Here is a 16,264-nt window from a genome sequence, read left to right as displayed (position 1 = left end):
GGTGTGTCACCAGACACGGACCGACCCGCCCGGGGCGAAGGCCGGGCTGGTCGCGTCCGCGGGTACCTCCTTCAGGGGCTCGGCGATCTCCTCGACGGCCGGGCCGTGGGCGGCGGCCAGGGTGTCGAGACGGGCGAGGTCGAAGCCGTAGACGCGGGCCGCGTTGCCGCCCACCATGGCGGCGACCTGCTCCCGCGGCAGCCCCGCGTAGGCGATCCGCAGGCCCTCGCGGGAGTAGGGCGTGGTGCCCTCGTCGTGGGGGTAGTCGCTGCCCCACATGATCTTGTCGAGGCCGATCCGCTCGCGCAGCGGCACCTCGTGCGGACGCATGAAGCTCGCGCCGACGAAGCAGTTGTCGCGCCAGACCTCGCTGGGGCCCTTGCCCATGGACGCGGCGAGCCCGGCGCCGAACTTGGACTCGGCGGTGGCGGCCCTCGTCGCCGCCGACACCAGCCGGCCGTGGTAGTAGTCCAGCATGTCGAGCACTCCGGGGATCCAGCCCGAGCCCTGCTCGGTCAGGACCAGCTTGAGGCCGGGGTGGCGCCGGAAGGCGCCGCCGAAGACCAGGTGCCACAGGGCCCGGTGCGAGAACCAGGTGGTCTCCACCATGAAGACCGCCCGGGCGGCCGGTTCGTCACCGAGTGGCGGCGACGCGGAGCCGCCGTGGTGGTTGACCGGCACGTCGAGCTCGGCGCAGACGGCCCAGATCGGGTCGTACGCCTCGGAGTACAGCTCCGGGACGGGCGAGCCGGGCGGCACCCCGGGCAGCAGGATGCCGCCGGTCAGTCCGGCCTCGCGGGCGCGCCGGATCTCGGCGACCGCCGCGTCCACGTCGTTGAGGAGGATCTGCGCCACACCCGCCCTGCGCCCCGGCGCGTCCGCGCAGAAGTCGGCCAGCCAGCGGTTGTGCGCCTGGAGGCCGGCCCAGCGCCGCTCGTACTCGGCGGCGGTGGGCGGCTGGGCCATCAGGGAGGCCTTGGGGAAGAACGGCGGGATGGTGTTGGGGAAGACGACCTCGGCGACGATCCCGTCGGCCTCCAGTTCGCGCAGCCGGCGCCCCGAGTTCCAGTTGCGGTCGGCGGTGTCGGCGAGGAGGTCCTCGTACGGGTTGACGTAGGTCGCCGCCCAGGCGTCGAAGTCGTCGTGGTGCTTCTTCTCCAGGTACGGCTTGTAGTCGAGGAGGTCGGCGCCCGCGTGGCAGTCGGCGGAGATGACGGTGTACCTGTCCATCAGCTCGCTCCGATGGCCGGGAAGTCGTGGTCGGTGAGCCAGTGGCGGCCGACCTCGCGGGAGCGGGCCCAGGACGCCTCGACGGCGGCCTGGTCGGCGGGCTGGCCGAGCTCGGCGGGCGTGGGGCCGATCCGCCTGGATATCGGATCCAGCTTGTGGACATCGAATCCGAAGACCTCGGCCGCGGCCAGGCCCAGCATCCGCCGGGTCTCCGCCACCGGGATGTCGTGGAAGGTGTTCCGCAGCCACGCCCGCGTGGCCGGCCAGGTGCCCTCCGGGTGCGGGAAGTCCGATCCCCACAGGATGTTGTCCACCCCGATCTCGTAGCGCTGCGCCAGCTCCCGCCGCTTGGTGTTGGTGGCGCAGACGAACACCTGCCGGTCCAGGTACTCGCTCGGCGGACGCTTCAACTCGGCGAAGGGGGAGAGCTTCTTGCCGCCGTGCGCGCCCAGATAGAGCCGGTCCATGAACCACAGCAGGTTCGGCAGCCACCAGCAGCCAGACTCGGCGACACCGAACCGCAGCCCCGGATGGCGCTCGAAGACCCCCGACCAGAGCAGGAACCACAGCGGCCGGGCCGGCCACCAGGTCACCTCGGAGACGTAGATCCCCAGGTGGTCGCCGTACTCCTCGCGCGGCGCCGCGCCCGAGTGGGTGAGCACCGGCATCCCGGTCTCGGCGGCCGCCGCCCACACCGGGTCGTAACGCCGGTCGTGGTAGGGCTCCTTGTCCACCCACATCGACGGGATCATCAGGGCGCCGAGCCCGGACTCCTTCGCCCGGTGGATCTCGGCGACGACCTCGGCGGTGTCGGCGGTCACGGGCAGCAGGGCCACCCCGCAGTGCCGCTCCGGGTGCTCGGAGACGAAGTCGGCGAGCCAGCGGTTGTGCGCCCGCGCGCCCGCCATGCCGAGCTCGGGGTCCTGGTCGCCGGAGAGCCCGAGGCCGACGCCGAAGGGCGCGGCGGTCCGGCTGTCGACGGCGTCCGCGTCGGGGAAGACGACCTCGCCGGCCACGCCGTCGCCGTCGAGCTCCTTGATCCGCTGAGCGGCGTCCCAGCCGCCCCGCAGGCCCTCCTCGTTGTCGCTGAACCACTTGTCCGCGAAGGCCTCGTTGCGCACCCCGAGCCGCGTCATGGCCTCGCGGCGGGCCTCGCGCCCGGCGAGGAAGTCGTCGAAGGCGCGGTGGAAACGGGAGTCGAGATAGGGCCGGTACTCCTCGGTGGGAAGCCCGGCGTGACAGTCGGACGAGATGATCAGATACGGGTCCTCGTAGCTCATGGCCAAGCCCCTCAGTCGAGAATGAAGCTCTCCAGGTACGCCGGGTCGGAGCGGTCGAGCATCGACCGCGCGCGGGCCCTGATCTGCCGGTCGCTGTGCTCGCTCTCGGGAAGCATCCAGAACCGGTCGGCCCTGATCCCGTCGACGACGTGTCCGGCGACCTCCTCGACCGGCGTGAAGGCGACCTCGTGCCCGGCCTCCTTCATGGCGGCCTCCCACTGGTCGAGGCTGCGGTACGGGGTCGTGCGGGGGCGCTGCTTGGCGTACCGCTCGGGCCGGTTGCGGTGCGACTCCCACAGGCCGGTGCGCAGCATGTGCGGGCCGGGGAACAGCACGGAGGCGCCCACTCGCGCGCGTTCCGCCTTCAGGTGCGCGTAGAGCGACTCGGTCATGGTGACGACGGCGGACTTGGTCACGGCGTAGACCGAGGCGGTGGGCAGCGGGGCGATCCCGCCGTCGCCGGAGGAGGTGTTGACGACATGCCCGGGCTCGCCGCCCGCGAGCATCCGCGGCACGAAGGCCTGGATGCCGTGGAAGACGCCCCACACGTTGACGGCGAAGGCCCATTTCCAGTCGTTCGGGTCGTGCTCCCACATCCGGCCCTCGGCGCCGGAGCCGACCCCCGCGTTGTTGCACAGCACGTGGACGGCGCCGAAGGTGTCGTACGCGGCGTCGGCGAAGGCCCGTACGGAGTCGGGATCGCTGACGTCGACGGTACGGGCGAGGATCTGCGCCCCGCTCCCCATCAGCTCCTCGGCGGCCCGGGCCAGCGGGGCCTCCTCGACGTCCCCGAGGACCACGGTGAGCCCCTCGGCCGCGAACCGGCGGACCATGGCGAGGCCGATCCCACTGGCCGCGCCCGTGACCACGGCGACCTGCCCCTCGCGCAGCTCCATCAGCCGACGCTCCCTTCGGGCGGCGCGTCGAGCGCCTGCTGCGGATCGTCGTAGCGCTGGTGGAGATAGGGCAGCAGGTCCTGGGGGCTGACCCGTTCGACGATGCGGCCCTTCTGGTCGGTGGTCTTCTCGCCGATGGTGATCTCCACGAGCCGGCGCACCGGCAGGTCGGCGACCGGGTCGTACATCGACTCGCGCAGGACGACGTCCCCGGTGATCCGCTCCAGCCTGCGCACCTTCTCGTGGCGCACGCAGTGCACGAGGAGCGGGTCGCCGTCGAAGCCTGAACCGTCCACGGCGGGGAGGAACTTGAAGTAGAAGTCGGTCTTCTCGGCGGGCTCCGGCAGCGGCAGCGCGCCCGAGACCGCGCCGCGCACCTCGACGAAGGCGATGCCGTGCCGGGCGAGCGAGGCGCGCACGACCAGGCCGTCGCGCTCCAGCACCACCTCGCCGAGCTTCTTGGGCTCGCCGAAGACTTCTCGCCCGCCGGTCAGGGCGCGTTCGTGGGTCATCGGCATGACCAGCGGGTACCAGCCCTCCCGGTCGCCGTGGGCGGCGGCGACGGCGACGGATCCGGCGCCGAGGGGATAGCCCGGCAGGTCGACCCTGCTGACGGTGGCGCGGACCAGCGGGCGCCCGGTGGGTTTGAGCGGGGGCGGCAGAACGGCCGCCACGACGTCCGGGTCGGTCTCCCAGACGGCGACCACGCCGGTGGACCAGATGTCGGGGATCCCGGCGCTCCGGGCGCGGGTCGCTGCGATCTCCGCCTCGCTGCGCGCCCCGTACCGTACTCGTGCCATGACGTACCACCTCTCGGGAACGTATCGGCCTGTAACACAGTTACACCGACACCCCGGGAGGGTAAAGAGCCGTGCACACACGGGAGTTGGGGGACGGATTCGGATGGCACGCAGCGCATTGACCCGCGACGAGGTCCTGGCCACCGCCGCCGCCCTGGTCAAGGAGCACGGCCCGGACGGCCTCACCATGCGCCGGCTCGCCGCCGCCCTGGGCACCGCGGTCACCTCGATCTACTGGCACGTGGGCAACCGCGAGTCGCTGCTCGACGCGCTCGTCGAGCGGACGGTCGCCGACCTCGGCACCCTGCGCCCGCGCGGCGCGGACCCGGCCGAGCGGATCGTCTCGGTGGCCCTGCTGCTGCGCCGCGCGCTGCGCGAGCGGCCGCACCTGGTCGCGATGGTCCACGAACGCGGCCTGACGGAACGCATGTTCCTGCCCGCCCAGCGCGCCCTGGTCCACGAGGCCCACGCGGCCGGCCTGCGCGGCACCCGCGCCGCCGACCTGGTGCGGGCCGTCCAGTTCCAGGTCGTCGGCCACGTCCTGGTCGAGCGCAACCGCGAACGCGCCCCGGTCCAGGCCCCCGCCGAGCCGGAGCCGTGGGCGGCCGAGACGGCCCCCGCCCTCACGACGGCGGACCCGGCGCTCGCCCGCGCCCTGGCCGAGCCCGTCGACACGGAGGCCCTCTTCGCCACCGCCGTACGGGCCCTGGTGGCCGGACTGCTGGCGCCGGCGGCCGGCCGGGAGCCGTCGACGCGACGGCCGGTTCCGGTCGCCGAGGGGACACCGGTGGACCGGGATGTCGGTGGCGGCCCGTATTCTCAGTGACCATGCTCGACGACCGTACGACAGCAGCGACGTGGCCGGCCGCCTACCCGCAGGGGTACGCGGTCGTCGACGTGGAGACCACCGGCCTCGCCCGCGACGACCGGATAGTGTCGGCTGCCGTCTACCGGCTCGACGCGCAGGGGAACGTGGAGGACCACTGGTACACGCTGGTCAACCCCGAGCGGGATCCGGGGCCGGTGTGGATCCACGGGCTCACCAGTGACGTGCTGGAGGGCGCGCCGCTGTTCCCCGAGATCGCCGAGGAGTTCGCGGCGCGGCTCGACGGGCGGGTGCTGGTCGCGCACAACGCGATGTTCGACTGGCAGATGATCGCCCGGGAGTACGCGCGGGCCGAGAGCGCCGCGCCCGTGCGACAGCGGCTGTGCACCATCGCGCTGTCCAAGGAGCTGTCGCTGCCGCTGCCCAACCACAAGCTGGAGTCGCTGGCCGCGCACTTCGGCGTGGTGCAGCAGCGGGCGCACAACGCGCTGGACGACGCGCGGGTGCTGGCCGAGGCGTTCCGTCCGAGCCTGCACGCGGCCGCCGAGCGGAACGTGCGGCTGCCGCTGCTCGAGTGCCGGCCGCTGACGGAGTGGGCGGCGTCGCCGGAGCGGCCGCGGATCGGCCACCAGGCCTCGTACCGGGCGAACAGCTGGCGGCCCTCGCGCAAGCGGCCGGCGTGCCCGTATCCGAACCCGGGACGTTACGAGTCGGACAAACCGCTCAAGCAGGGCATGCGGGTGGCGTTCTCCGGCGACACCTCCGTCGACCGCGAGCTCCTGGAGGACCGCACGGTCGAAGCCGGGCTGCACGTGGCGAGCAGTGTGTCGCGGCTCACGAGCCTGCTGGTCACCAACGACCCGGACGCGGCCACCTCCAAGACGGTCAAGGCGAAGTCGTACGGCACGCCGATCGTCGACGAGGCGGCCTACACCCAGCTGCTGCGGGACGTGGCCCCGGCAGACGGGTGACCGACGGGCGCGCCGCCCACCCTTCGCCCGCGGGTGGCCGCACCCTGTGGCGCATGGCACGTTGTGAGGTCTGCGGAAACGACTACGGCATGTCCTTCGAGGTGCACGCGCAGGGCGCGGTGCACGTCTTCGACTGCTTCGCCTGCGCCATCCACCGCATGGCGCCCATCTGCGAGCACTGCCGGGTCCAGATCATCGGACAGGGCGTGGAGGTGGAGGGCAGCTGGTACTGCGGCGGGCACTGCGCCCGCGCGGAGGGGAAGGTGGGCATCGTCGACAAGGTGTGACGAAACGATCCTCTGGCCGGTCGCCCCGGTGACCGGAACCCCCGTGCGCGCACCCCGCGACCCCGGAGGTACGGTCGTGGGGTGTACCGCTTCCTGTTGTCCCGGCAGTGGGTGATCCTCACCCTGCTCGCCCTCGTCCTCATCCCCGTGATGATCGAGCTGGGTTTCTGGCAGTTCCACCGGCACGAGCGCCGGGTCGCCCAGAACGCCCTGATCGCGGACAACCTGGCGGCGAAGCCCGTCCCGGTCGAGGAGCTCACCTCCCCCGGGCACACCGTCCCGCGGGCCGACTACTGGCGCCGGGTCACCGCCACCGGCACCTTCGACCCCGCGCACGAGGTCGTCGTACGCCGCCGGGTGTCGGCCGACGAGCGGGTGGGCGTGCACGTGCTCACCCCGCTCGTCCTGAAGGACGGCAAGGTCGTCCTGGTCAACCGCGGCTGGATCCCGGCGGCCGGCGACCAGCGCGCCTACCCCGAGGTGCCGCCCGCGCCCCGGGGCGAGGTCACCGTCACCGGACGGCTCATGGCCGACGAGACCACCGGCGCCAGCGGCATCAAGGACCTCAAGGGGCTGCCGGACCGTCAGGTCATGCTGATCAGCAGCGCCCAGCAGGCCGAGCTGATCGGCCGCACCGTCCTCGGCGGCTACCTCCAGCAGACCGCGCCCGCACCGGCCGGCGGCACCCCCGAGCTGATCCCGGACCCCGACCACGACTCGATCGGCGCGCACATGGCGTACGCCGTCCAGTGGTGGCTGTTCACCGCCGGTGTGCCGGTCGGCTGGGTGGTCCTGGTCCGGCGCGAGAAGCGCGACCGGGAGGCGGCGGCCCGCGAGGCCGAAGAGGCGGACGGGACGCCCGAGCCGGCCACCGCCTCCGCCTGAGGGGTCCGTCACCCCCGCCCCCCGAACTGATTGACCGTCGCCACTTGCGGGAACAGCCCAAAGCGTGACGCAACGTATCGACGACTACGCCCTCATCGGCGATCTCCAGACCGCCGCTCTCGTCGGCCGCGACGGGTCGATCGACTGGCTGTGTCTGCCCCGCTTCGATTCCGCCGCCTGCTTCGCCGCCCTCCTCGGCGACGAGGACAACGGCCACTGGCGGATCGCCCCCAAGGGCGCGACCAGCTGCACGAGCCGCCGCTACGCCGAGGACAGCCTCGTCCTGGAGACCCTCTGGGAGACCCGTACGGGCACGGTCAAGGTCGTCGACTTCATGCCGCAGCGCGACAAGGCCCCGGACGTCGTGCGGATCGTGGAGGGCGTCAGCGGGACCGTGGAGATGAACGCGGTGCTGCGACTGCGCTTCGACTACGGCTCGATCGTGCCGTGGGTGCGCCGCGCCGACGGCCACCGGGTGGCCGTCGCCGGGCCCGACTCCGTATGGCTGCGCAGCGAGCCGCCGGTGAAGACCTGGGGCCAGCAGTTCGGCACCTGGTCGTCGTTCACCGTGTCCGCCGGCGAAAAGGTCGCCTTCGTCCTCACCTGGCACCCCTCCCACGAGCCGCGGCCCGCCCTCGTCGACCCGTTCGAGTCCCTGGAGCACTCGCTCGCCGACTGGCGTGAATGGGCGGCCCGCTGCACCTACCGGGGGCCCTACCGGGACGCGGTGATGCGCTCCCTGATCACCCTGAAGGCCCTCATCTACGGCCCCACCGGCGGCATCGTCGCCGCCCCCACCACCTCCCTGCCCGAGGAGCTCGGCGGGGTGCGCAACTGGGACTACCGGGCCTGCTGGCTGCGCGACTCCTCCCTCACCCTCGGCGCCCTGCTGTCCGCGGGATACGTCGAGGAGGCGGCCGCCTGGCGTGACTGGCTGCTGCGCGCGGTGGCCGGCGACCCGGCCGACCTCCAGATCATGTACGGGCCCGCCGGGGAGCGCCGGCTGCCCGAGACGACCCTGCCGTGGCTGCGCGGCTACGCCGACTCGGCGCCGGTGCGGATCGGGAACGCGGCCGTGGAGCAGCTCCAGCTGGATGTGTACGGCGAGGTGATGGACTCGCTGTACCGGGCGCGGGAGGCCGGGATCCCGCCGGAGCGGCACGCCTGGAACCTCCAGCTGAGCCTGCTCGGCTTCCTGGAGTCGACCTGGCGGGAGCCCGACGAGGGGCTGTGGGAGGTGCGCGGGCCGCGGCGGCACTTCGTGCACTCCAAGGTGATGGCGTGGGCGGCGGCCGACCGGGCGGTGCGCACCCTGGAGGAGGATCCCTCGCTGCCGGGGGACCCGTCGCGCTGGCGGGCGATGCGGGACGAGATCCACGCGGAGGTGTGCGCGAAGGGCTACGACCCGGTGCGCAACACCTTCACGCAGGCGTACGGCTCGATGGAGCTGGACGCGGCGACGCTGCTGATCCCCCGGATCGGGTTCCTGCCGCCGGACGACCCGCGGGTGCTGGGCACGGTCGACGCGGTGCGGAGGGAGCTGATGGACGGCGGCTTCGTGCGCCGCTACTCGACGGCGGGCCCCTCGGTCGACGGCCTGCCGGGCGAGGAGGGCACCTTCCTGGTGTGCTCGTTCTGGCTGGCGGACGCGCTGCTGATGACCGGCCGGGCGAAGGAGGCGCGCGAGCTGTTCGAGCGGCTCGTGGGGCTGTGCAGCGACCTGGGGCTGCTCGCGGAGGAGTACGACCCGGTGACGGGCCGGCAGCTGGGGAACTTCCCGCAGGCCTTCAGTCACATCGGGCTGGTGGGCACCGCCCTCGCGCTGGACGCCGCGGCGGAGGACGGCGAGGGCCCCGCCCTCGGAAGCTGAGAGCGGGGCCCCGCGGCCGTCCGGCCGGAGCGGCCGGGTCGGCGGATGAGCGGGTGGCGGATCAGCCGGTGGTGGACCGGCGGCGGCGCATCCACCACACCAGGCCCGCGCCGGCGGCGATCACCGCGGCGGCCACGCCGGCGATGGTGCCGACGGGCGTGTCGGATCCGGTGTCGGCGAGGTCGCCGCCGGGACGCCGGGGGCTCTCGCTGGGCGCCGGGGTGTGGCTCTGCGACGGCTCGGCGGTCGGGGTGGGCTTCCCGGTCGGCTTCGGTGTCGTCGGCCGCGGCGTCGGCGTCGGGGTGCCGCCGCCGGTGTCGCCGGAGGAGTCACCGCCGATGTAGAGGATGTCGGTGTCCCGGTAGGAGGTGTCGTCCGACTGCATCGAGGTCCGCGTGGTGGTGTCGAGCGTGCGGTTCTCGGTGTCGAAGCGGACCTTGCTGATGTTCTTCTTCGGCTGCCGGGAGAAGTCGACGCCACCGACGATGTACACCGTCACACCGTGGTCGGTGTCGATGTCGTAGGTGAACTCGCCCTCGATGTAGATCTTCCGGTAGCGCTGGAAGAGCTCGTCCTTGTCCCACTTCTCGTTCGGGGCGCGCAGCGGCCACTTCGACACGTCACCGCTGTCGATGATGGGACGGAAGTCGCTCTCCTTCTTGGCGTCCTGCTGCCGGATCCACTCGGCGGCGACCCGGGAGGTGTAGACGCGGCGCAGGTCGGCGTACTGCGGGGCGGTGTTGATGATCTTCTCGACCTCGGGGACGATCATCGAGTCGACGACCTTCTGCGCGGCCTTGATCTGCTCCGGGCCGGGGTCGCAGATCGGCTCGCCCGGTCCCTGGGTGACGGTCTTCTGCGCGGTGGACTTCAGCGCCAGCGGGGCGTCCAGGATGTAGATGCCGCCGTCCTGTTCGCGGACCTGGGCGGGCTTGGGCTCGATCCAGTTCCGCAGGCCCGGCATGCACGGGTAGCCGTTCTCCTTGGGCAGGGCCGCCCAGTAGCGCTTGCCGAGGTCGGTCTTGGGGTCCATGGCCTTGTAGAAGTCGTGCTTCATCCGCAGGTCGGCCTCGAGCAGCACCCGGCCGGCGTCGGTGGAGGCGAACTTGGCGTCCATGACGCGGTGGGGCTCGTCCGGGTTCAGGTTGACCCAGAACTTGTCCGGGGTGAGCGCCAGCCAGGTGAACAGCGCGTCGGAGGCGAGCTGCATCGACGCCTGGCCGCCGAAGCCCGGGTTCTCGTCCGGGTCGGGCATCATGTCGGCCTTCATCGAGTACTGCATGCCCTTGCCCTTGGCGAGGCCGCCGACGTAGCGCAGTTCGAGGGTGGTGAAGTCCACGCCGCCCGGGCCGCCGCGCGGCAGGGTGCCGCGGGTGTCGAGCCGGCGGGCCTCGGCCTGGATCTGCTTCGCCTCGTTCGGGGTGCGGCCGGATCCGTTGATCCGGTCGTTGAGCGGGCCGCGGGTGCCGCAGGCGCTCGCGGCCGCGAGCCGGGGCTGTCCGCCCTGACAGCCGGGCGCGAACCAGGTGTCGTAGCGGGAGTATCCGCGGATGGGCGTGGTCTGCGGGATCGCGTTGTACAGCCGCTGGAAGCCGCGGACCTGGTTCTTCTTGCCCGGGCGCATCTGCTCGACGTCACGGTTGAAGTCGTCGATGAGCTTGCGCTGCCTGGCGTCGAAGTTCTTGGCGCCGGCGTAGCGGAAGGTGTGGTCGGGCATCGACCTGGCGATGACCCGGTCGTCGCCGAGCTGCTTCTTGGTCAGGGTGCTGTTCGACTTGAACTCGTTGAACTCCTTGGTGCGCTGGTTGTACGCGTCGAACTTGCGCGTCGCGACCTTCTTGCCGTTCTCGTCGAAGATCTCGACGTAGACCTCGCACAGCCAGTCGGGTCCGATCAGCCGGAAGTCCCTGACGAGCCGCGCCTCGAAGGCGGCTCCCTTGTTGAGGTTGATCTCGTTGCGGAGGTAGGTCTTGTCGAACCAGCGCTCGAAGGTCTGGGAGCGCTGCTTCTCCAGGTAGCGGGCGTAGATCTCCATCGCCTTGTCGGCGGGCTCCCGCGTCCTCGCCGCCTGCTCTTTCCAGGCCTCGACGTTCTTCCTCAGGTCACCGGGGACCTTGGAGAGCGCCTTGGCCTTCTCGGCCTCGGTCGGCGCCTTGAGCCCGTCGTAGGCCTTGCCCGGCAGCGGGTAGTTGAAGTTCTTCGGGTCCCCGCTCCACTTGTCGAAGTTGGTGCCGGGAGCCGTGGGGAAGCCGGAGTTGACCGGCGTGGTGTCGTACGCCTTGTTCAGGTGCTTGGTGTCGCAGCGCTTGCCGGTACCGGGCTTCAGCCGGGCCGTGGTGGGGACGGCGGCGCTGTCCTCGACCGGGACGCCGGGCAGTCCGGTGAGGGTGATGGCGCCTGCCAGGCCGAGAGCGGCCGCGAGGCGCGCGAGCGGTCGCCATCTCCGGGGTGTTCGTATCGCCCTGTTCACGTGACGTGCCTTCCCTCGTGGTGGGGGGCATGAGGGGGTGAGGGGCGGCGCGTGAAGCCCCCGTGACATGAGCGCCGCCCCGATTCACCCTAGACCTGGCCGCCCCCACGGATGGCAGGGTCATGCCTAAGGCGGCGTGTCAATTCGGCGAAGACCCAGGGGAGTTGTCACACATCCGGAAGGAACAGCTCCTCCATGCGCCGGGTGTACGACGCGGTGTGCCGCACCCGGAAGGCGCTCACCCTCGGCTGGGGCAGCGCCCACGGGTCGGCGTCCCCCAGGGCCAGGGAGACGAGGTCGGCCCACTCCACCTCCTCGGGCTCCGCGTCCAGGTCGAGGTCGGCGTCCTCCAGCATCCGGCCGGTGATCCCGAGCGCGGCGGCGACCTCGTACGGATCGCCGGTCAGCTCCCAGGGGTCCGAGCCGGACCAGCCGGAGGCGTGGAACAGGGTGCCGTCCGGCAGCCACACGAGGTCCTCGGTGTGGGTGTCGCCCGGGTCGAACGAGACCCGCCCGAGGATCCTCGCGTCGGGGAAGCGCTCGCGCAGCTTCCGCGCCTCGTACAGCAGCGGCTCGTCGTTGCCGTCGTCGGCGAGCGCGAGGTCGCTGATGCCGAGGACGTGCCCCCACGCCCCGGCCAGGACGATGTCGAGGTCGGCCCGCTCGGCCGGGTAGGGCGGGGCCTCGATCGCCCCCCGGGGTCCCAGTTCCTCGAGCACCTCCTCCACCGTCCCGAAGGAGAGCGCCAACTCCCGCGCCCGCACCGGGTCATGGTCCGGAAAGCCCTTCTCGTCCACGGTGAAGGGGGGCTGGAGGATCGTGAGGTCACAGCGGCCGAGCGCGCCGTGCACCGTACGGTCCGGCGGCGAGGTCCAGTAGTCGGTGGGATCACTCATGCCGCACACCGTACGGGCGTCCGGGGCCCGCCCGGGGGGCGGCGACCTAGAATCGGCCCATGGATCTTGGGCTTAAGGACCGTGTGTATGTGGTGACCGGCGCGACGCGGGGGCTCGGCCGGGCCTCGGCGGAGGCGCTGCTCGCGGAGGGCGCGAAGGTGCTGCTCACCGGGCGCGAGGAGAAGACGGTCGCCGAGGCGGCCGCCGAACTCGGCCCGGGCGCGGCGGGCGTCGCCGCCGACAACGCCGATCCGGAGACCCCGGCCCGGCTGATCGCACAGGCGCGCTCCCGGTTCGGCGGCTTCGACGGCATCCTCATCAGCGTGGGCGGCCCGGCACCGGGCTTCGGCGCCGACAACACCGACGAGCAGTGGGCGGCCGCCTTCGACACCGTCTTCCTTGGCGCGGTCCGGCTGGCCCGCGCGGCGGCGGAGACGCTGCCCGAGGGCGGCGTCATCGGCTTCGTGCTGTCCGGCTCCGTGCACGAGCCGATCCCGGGGCTGACCATCTCCAACGGCCTGCGGCCGGGTCTGGCCGGTTTCGCCAAGTCCCTGGCCAACGACCTGGGCCCGCGGGGCATCCGGGTGGTCGGCCTGCTGCCGGCCCGGATCGACACCGACCGGGTGCGCTCGCTCGACGCGATGTCCGGGGACGCGGACGCGACGCGCGCGGCGAACGAGGCGGCGATCCCGCTGCGCCGCTACGGGACCCCCGACGAGTTCGGCCGCGCCGCCGCGTTCCTGCTGTCCCCCGCCGCGTCGTACCTCACCGGGGTGATGCTCCCGGTGGACGGCGGTGCCCGCAGCGGTTTCTGACCCCGCGGCGGTTTCCGACCCCGCGGGGGTGCGGGACGCTCAGGTGACCCGTCTGGCCCGGTGCTTGACCGCCCGCAGCCGGGCCTCGGTGGGCAGGGCCCCGAGGCCCGTGGACGTACGGGCGTTGCCGAGGGCCTCGGAGGACAGCGCGGTCAGGGCCTCGCCCGGGGACGCGTAGGGCTCCAGGAGCAGGGCGACGCGGGTGCGGGGCGCGGCACGGTTTCCGGTGAGCGCGACCCGGGCCCGGGCCACGCCGTCCTGGGCGGCCGCGTCGGCCTCCAGGACCGCCTCCAGGGCCCGGCCGCGCAGCACGGCCTCCTCGCCGTCGCCGCTGTCGACGACGACCTCGGCGAGGCGGGCCCGCCGGAACTGGGCGAGCAGCCACCACAGCGCGAGCAGCACGACGAGCCCGAGCACGGCGATGACCACCGGCCACCACCAGCCCTCGCCGCGCCAGTGCTGCCGCTCGGAGCGGCTGAGCAGCACGTCGTGGGGGCCCGACCAGGGCCACCAGGACGGTACGGACAGGTCGAGGCCGGCGGCGAGCGCGGCCCCGCCGCCCACGAGGAGCAGCAGGCCGGCGAGGGCCAGCACGATCCGGTTGACGCGCCGGAGCACGCGGGTCATCCTGTCACCCCTTCCTGGCGGTCCTGGCCACCCGCACCGTCAGGTCCGGCGGGTGGGCGAGGCCGAGTTCGTCGATGCCGCCGGCGAGGACGGACTCCAGGTCGTGCCGGACGTCGTCGAGTTCCCGGAAGTGGGAGACGGCCCGCACGGCCACCTTGGACCGCCCCATGCGGACCCGTACGGACTGGACGCCGGACACCTCCATGGCGCGGTCGCGCAGGGCGAGCCCCGCGGCCTCGCGGTCGAGTCCGGCGCGGACGTCGGGGTGCTCGTGGCGCATGGGGAGCACGGCACGCAGGCCGGGGGTGAACGCGAGCACCAGGAGCCAGACGCCGAGGACCACGGCGAGGGCCGCGCCGGCGAGCGTCCAGGCGTTGTCGAGGGTGCGGGTGGCGAGGTCGTCGGCGAGGGAGCGGCGCCAGGCCATGGCGCTGCGTTCGGCGCGGACGGCCGCGATGTCGTAGAGGAGCAGTCCGGCGCCGCCGAGGACGACGGCGGCGAGGACGGCGGCGGGGATCCGCCGCACGGCCCAGAACCGGCGTCCGGCCCTCGGTGCTGCCTCCCGCTCGTCCTCCCTCAGCACGGGTACGGACTCGGTCGCGCCGCTCATGCCAGTCGCCCCCGTTTCCGGTGGTGCACGGTGCGGGCCGAGTGCAGTCGTTCGACGTGCACGGCGACCTCGTGGACCTCGATGCCGGCGAGTTCCTCGACCCGGTGGCGGACCCGCCCCCGGACGGCGCCGCACTGGCGGCCGATGTCGGAGGGGTAGTCGAGTTCGAGACTCACCGAGACGCGGGCGACGTCACGATGGACGACCACCGAGGCGTGCGGCGGCGAGCCGCCCTCGGGGACGGCGTCCAGCGCCTCCCGGGCCGCCTGGGCGGCGATCTTCGCCACGACCCGGTCGGCGATCGTGGTCGCTCCCCGGGCGGCGGCCCCCACCCGGTCCTTCACCAGCTCCGCCACCCCGGGTCACCGCCGCCGGTCGCGCTCGCGACCCCGGAAGAGGTCGCCCGGTTCCAGGTCCCCGTCGAGGAAGCGACCGACGACGAAGCCGACCGCTCCCAGCGCCGCGACCAGGAGGAACGCGCCGAACCCGCCGAAGTACCCGGCGAAGCCGAGCGCCATGCCGGCCACCAGGCCGACCACCGCCATGCTCATGCTGAGCCCTTTCGTCGTGACGTCACCCGCTACTGGAGTCGGGACTCCGGCTCTTCTTCCTCTTCCTCCGGCAGCTTGACGTCGCTGACGGCGATGTTGACCTCGACGACCTCCAGGCCGGTCATGCGCTCGACGGCGGCGATGACGTTCTCCCGGACGGAGCCGGCGACATCGGCGATCGAGACTCCGTAGTCGACGACGATCTCCAGGTCGAGCGCGGTCTGCACCTCGCCGACCTCGGCCTTGACGCCGCGGGTGGCGCCGGATTTCGCGCTGCCGCCGCCGGGGACGCGGTCGCGGACGGCGCCGAGGGTGCGGGAGAGCCCGCTGCCCATGGCGTGGACGCCGACGACGTCGCGCGCGGCGAGGCCGGCGATCTTCTCGACGACTCCGTCCGCGATGGTGGTCCGGCCCCGGGAGGCGGGATCTCCGCCGCCTCGCTTGGTCACCGGGTTCTGCTGGTCGGAGTGCACGCTGTCAGCCATCGTCACTCGTCCCTTCCATGAAGATTCAGCCTTGTCTGCCCACATTAAGGGCGGTTGCCCGGGTTTGCTCCGGGGATGCGGCAGGCTGGAGCAATGACGACGGCTGAGGTGTGGCGCACGACGGACCGGCTGCTGCCGCTGGGGGAAGCGGCGGACGGCGCGTGGATCGCCGAGCAGGCAGTACAGGCGCTGCTGATGACGGCAGCGCAGGGGGTACGCGGGGTGGTTCCGAGCCGCCCCCGTTTCCGGCTCGCGGAGGCCTTTCCGGACGGGGGAATCCCCGTTCCCCCGGGCGGGCTCCCACCCGGCAGGCTCCGGGTCTCCCTGGATTTCGCGGCGGTGCTGGGCCGCCCGCTCCCCCAGCTCGCGAGCCGGCTGCGGGTCGCGCTCCTGGACGCGGCGGAGGGCACGCTGGGCCTGGCGGTGGCGGAGGTGAACCTGCGGATCACGGACCTGCTCGACGCGCCGCCGGATTCCCCGCCGCCCACTCCCCCACCCGGGCGAACCTCCCCGCCCGCCCCCGACGATCCCGCCGCCCTGGCGGCCCTCGCGGTCCCGGGCGTGGCCGCCCTGACCGACGCCTTCGGCGCGCCCCTCGTCCGTACGGCGACCGCACTCCGCGTCGAGGTGGCGGTGACGAAGGAGCACCCCCCGCTGACCGTCACCCGCGCGCTCCGCGCGGCCCTGCCCCCCACCGCTCCGGACGGACCGATCACCGTCCTGGTCTCGGAGCTGCGGTGAGCCACCCGGCTACGGAGATGCCCG

At 72.8% G+C, this 16,264-nt stretch carries 18 protein-coding genes; 7 read left to right on the top strand and 11 right to left on the bottom strand.

The window, feature by feature from the left end:
• Positions 1 to 6 precede the first annotated feature (6 nt).
• From ACFY7C_RS15145 to ACFY7C_RS15130, 4 genes are read right to left on the bottom strand one after another with little or no spacing between them, the layout of a single operon-like run.
• Entirely contained in the window at positions 7 to 1,230 is a 1,224-nt protein-coding gene (locus tag ACFY7C_RS15145; protein ID WP_389649302.1) for an amidohydrolase family protein, read from the bottom strand.
• Complete coding sequence (locus ACFY7C_RS15140) at positions 1,230 to 2,510, bottom strand: amidohydrolase family protein (RefSeq protein WP_389649299.1); 1,281 nt, start codon at positions 2,508 to 2,510, stop codon at positions 1,230 to 1,232. Before ACFY7C_RS15140 ends, ACFY7C_RS15145 begins: the two co-directional genes overlap by 1 nt.
• Positions 2,511 to 2,521: 11 nt before the next feature.
• The gene (locus ACFY7C_RS15135) at positions 2,522 to 3,406 is read right to left on the bottom strand and encodes an SDR family NAD(P)-dependent oxidoreductase (RefSeq protein ID WP_389649296.1); all 885 of its coding nucleotides are present in this window, start codon (positions 3,404 to 3,406) and stop codon (positions 2,522 to 2,524) included.
• Positions 3,406 to 4,206, bottom strand: coding sequence for an acetoacetate decarboxylase family protein (locus tag ACFY7C_RS15130; RefSeq protein WP_389649293.1), 801 nt, complete (start codon positions 4,204 to 4,206; stop codon positions 3,406 to 3,408). Before ACFY7C_RS15130 ends, ACFY7C_RS15135 begins: the two co-directional genes overlap by 1 nt.
• A gap of 103 nt (positions 4,207 to 4,309) precedes the next feature.
• Here ACFY7C_RS15130 and ACFY7C_RS15125 point away from each other — a divergent pair, with 103 nt between their 5' ends.
• The 5 genes from ACFY7C_RS15125 to ACFY7C_RS15105 all read left to right on the top strand — a co-directional run bounded on the left by ACFY7C_RS15125 (position 4,310) and on the right by ACFY7C_RS15105 (position 9,045).
• Positions 4,310 to 5,032 (top strand): TetR/AcrR family transcriptional regulator, encoded by a 723-nt coding sequence (locus tag ACFY7C_RS15125; RefSeq protein ID WP_389649290.1) that lies wholly within the window; start codon positions 4,310 to 4,312, stop codon positions 5,030 to 5,032.
• Complete coding sequence (locus ACFY7C_RS15120; RefSeq protein ID WP_389649287.1) at positions 5,029 to 6,003, top strand: DEDDh family exonuclease; 975 nt, start codon at positions 5,029 to 5,031, stop codon at positions 6,001 to 6,003. The genes ACFY7C_RS15125 and ACFY7C_RS15120 overlap by 4 nt, the downstream gene beginning before the upstream one ends.
• 53 nt (positions 6,004 to 6,056) lie before the next feature.
• Complete coding sequence (locus ACFY7C_RS15115) at positions 6,057 to 6,290, top strand: hypothetical protein (protein WP_078489738.1); 234 nt, start codon at positions 6,057 to 6,059, stop codon at positions 6,288 to 6,290.
• An 81-nt stretch (positions 6,291 to 6,371) separates the two neighbouring features.
• The gene (locus tag ACFY7C_RS15110; RefSeq protein ID WP_389649284.1) at positions 6,372 to 7,175 is read left to right on the top strand and encodes an SURF1 family protein; all 804 of its coding nucleotides are present in this window, start codon (positions 6,372 to 6,374) and stop codon (positions 7,173 to 7,175) included.
• A gap of 64 nt (positions 7,176 to 7,239) precedes the next feature.
• A complete protein-coding gene (locus ACFY7C_RS15105) occupies positions 7,240 to 9,045 on the top strand; it encodes a glycoside hydrolase family 15 protein (protein ID WP_389649281.1) in 1,806 nt (601 codons plus the stop codon).
• Between the two features lie 61 nt (positions 9,046 to 9,106).
• Here the strand turns inward: ACFY7C_RS15105 and ACFY7C_RS15100 are convergent, their stop codons facing one another.
• Together ACFY7C_RS15100 and ACFY7C_RS15095 are read right to left on the bottom strand one after the other, a co-directional pair.
• Positions 9,107 to 11,515 (bottom strand): LAETG motif-containing sortase-dependent surface protein, encoded by a 2,409-nt coding sequence (locus ACFY7C_RS15100; protein WP_389649278.1) that lies wholly within the window; start codon positions 11,513 to 11,515, stop codon positions 9,107 to 9,109.
• Between the two features lie 167 nt (positions 11,516 to 11,682).
• Entirely contained in the window at positions 11,683 to 12,411 is a 729-nt protein-coding gene (locus tag ACFY7C_RS15095; protein ID WP_389649275.1) for a DUF6333 family protein, read from the bottom strand.
• Between the two features lie 59 nt (positions 12,412 to 12,470).
• On the opposite strand from ACFY7C_RS15095, the gene ACFY7C_RS15090 reads away from it, so the two are divergent.
• Entirely contained in the window at positions 12,471 to 13,226 is a 756-nt protein-coding gene (locus ACFY7C_RS15090) for an SDR family oxidoreductase (RefSeq protein WP_389649273.1), read from the top strand.
• A gap of 39 nt (positions 13,227 to 13,265) precedes the next feature.
• Here the strand turns inward: ACFY7C_RS15090 and amaP are convergent, their stop codons facing one another.
• From amaP to ACFY7C_RS15065, 5 genes are read right to left on the bottom strand one after another with little or no spacing between them, the layout of a single operon-like run.
• On the bottom strand, positions 13,266 to 13,853 hold the full coding sequence (gene amaP / locus ACFY7C_RS15085; RefSeq protein WP_389649270.1) for an alkaline shock response membrane anchor protein AmaP: 588 nt from the start codon (positions 13,851 to 13,853) through the stop codon (positions 13,266 to 13,268).
• A 4-nt stretch (positions 13,854 to 13,857) separates the two neighbouring features.
• A complete protein-coding gene (locus ACFY7C_RS15080; protein WP_389649268.1) occupies positions 13,858 to 14,463 on the bottom strand; it encodes a DUF6286 domain-containing protein in 606 nt (201 codons plus the stop codon).
• The gene (locus ACFY7C_RS15075) at positions 14,460 to 14,810 is read right to left on the bottom strand and encodes an Asp23/Gls24 family envelope stress response protein (protein ID WP_389649546.1); all 351 of its coding nucleotides are present in this window, start codon (positions 14,808 to 14,810) and stop codon (positions 14,460 to 14,462) included. Before ACFY7C_RS15075 ends, ACFY7C_RS15080 begins: the two co-directional genes overlap by 4 nt.
• A 15-nt stretch (positions 14,811 to 14,825) precedes the next feature.
• Positions 14,826 to 15,014: a hypothetical protein gene (locus ACFY7C_RS15070; protein ID WP_389649265.1), complete on the bottom strand. Its 189-nt coding sequence runs from the start codon at positions 15,012 to 15,014 to the stop codon at positions 14,826 to 14,828.
• Between the two features lie 29 nt (positions 15,015 to 15,043).
• The gene (locus ACFY7C_RS15065) at positions 15,044 to 15,499 is read right to left on the bottom strand and encodes an Asp23/Gls24 family envelope stress response protein (protein ID WP_389649262.1); all 456 of its coding nucleotides are present in this window, start codon (positions 15,497 to 15,499) and stop codon (positions 15,044 to 15,046) included.
• A gap of 93 nt (positions 15,500 to 15,592) precedes the next feature.
• Here ACFY7C_RS15065 and ACFY7C_RS15060 point away from each other — a divergent pair, with 93 nt between their 5' ends.
• The gene (locus ACFY7C_RS15060) at positions 15,593 to 16,240 is read left to right on the top strand and encodes a hypothetical protein (protein WP_389649259.1); all 648 of its coding nucleotides are present in this window, start codon (positions 15,593 to 15,595) and stop codon (positions 16,238 to 16,240) included.
• The last annotated feature ends 24 nt before the right edge of the window (positions 16,241 to 16,264 follow it).

Source organism: Streptomyces sp. NPDC012769, from assembly GCF_042901205.1.
Classification (GTDB): domain Bacteria; phylum Actinomycetota; class Actinomycetes; order Streptomycetales; family Streptomycetaceae; genus Streptomyces.
This window is presented reverse-complemented; position numbering and strand designations above follow the sequence as displayed.

Coding starts and splice junctions, on each gene's coding strand:
- ACFY7C_RS15115 (WP_078489738.1), top strand. CDS start 6,057: ATGGCACGTTGTGAGGTCTGCGGAAACGACTACGGCATGTCCTTCGAG.
- ACFY7C_RS15145 (WP_389649302.1), bottom strand. CDS start 1,230: ATGGACAGGTACACCGTCATCTCCGCCGACTGCCACGCGGGCGCCGAC.
- ACFY7C_RS15090 (WP_389649273.1), top strand. CDS start 12,471: ATGGATCTTGGGCTTAAGGACCGTGTGTATGTGGTGACCGGCGCGACG.
- ACFY7C_RS15130 (WP_389649293.1), bottom strand. CDS start 4,206: ATGGCACGAGTACGGTACGGGGCGCGCAGCGAGGCGGAGATCGCAGCG.
- ACFY7C_RS15095 (WP_389649275.1), bottom strand. CDS start 12,411: ATGAGTGATCCCACCGACTACTGGACCTCGCCGCCGGACCGTACGGTG.
- ACFY7C_RS15135 (WP_389649296.1), bottom strand. CDS start 3,406: ATGGAGCTGCGCGAGGGGCAGGTCGCCGTGGTCACGGGCGCGGCCAGT.
- ACFY7C_RS15140 (WP_389649299.1), bottom strand. CDS start 2,510: ATGAGCTACGAGGACCCGTATCTGATCATCTCGTCCGACTGTCACGCC.
- ACFY7C_RS15060 (WP_389649259.1), top strand. CDS start 15,593: ATGACGACGGCTGAGGTGTGGCGCACGACGGACCGGCTGCTGCCGCTG.
- ACFY7C_RS15070 (WP_389649265.1), bottom strand. CDS start 15,014: ATGAGCATGGCGGTGGTCGGCCTGGTGGCCGGCATGGCGCTCGGCTTC.
- ACFY7C_RS15125 (WP_389649290.1), top strand. CDS start 4,310: ATGGCACGCAGCGCATTGACCCGCGACGAGGTCCTGGCCACCGCCGCC.
- ACFY7C_RS15065 (WP_389649262.1), bottom strand. CDS start 15,499: ATGGCTGACAGCGTGCACTCCGACCAGCAGAACCCGGTGACCAAGCGA.
- amaP (WP_389649270.1), bottom strand. CDS start 13,853: ATGACCCGCGTGCTCCGGCGCGTCAACCGGATCGTGCTGGCCCTCGCC.
- ACFY7C_RS15080 (WP_389649268.1), bottom strand. CDS start 14,463: ATGAGCGGCGCGACCGAGTCCGTACCCGTGCTGAGGGAGGACGAGCGG.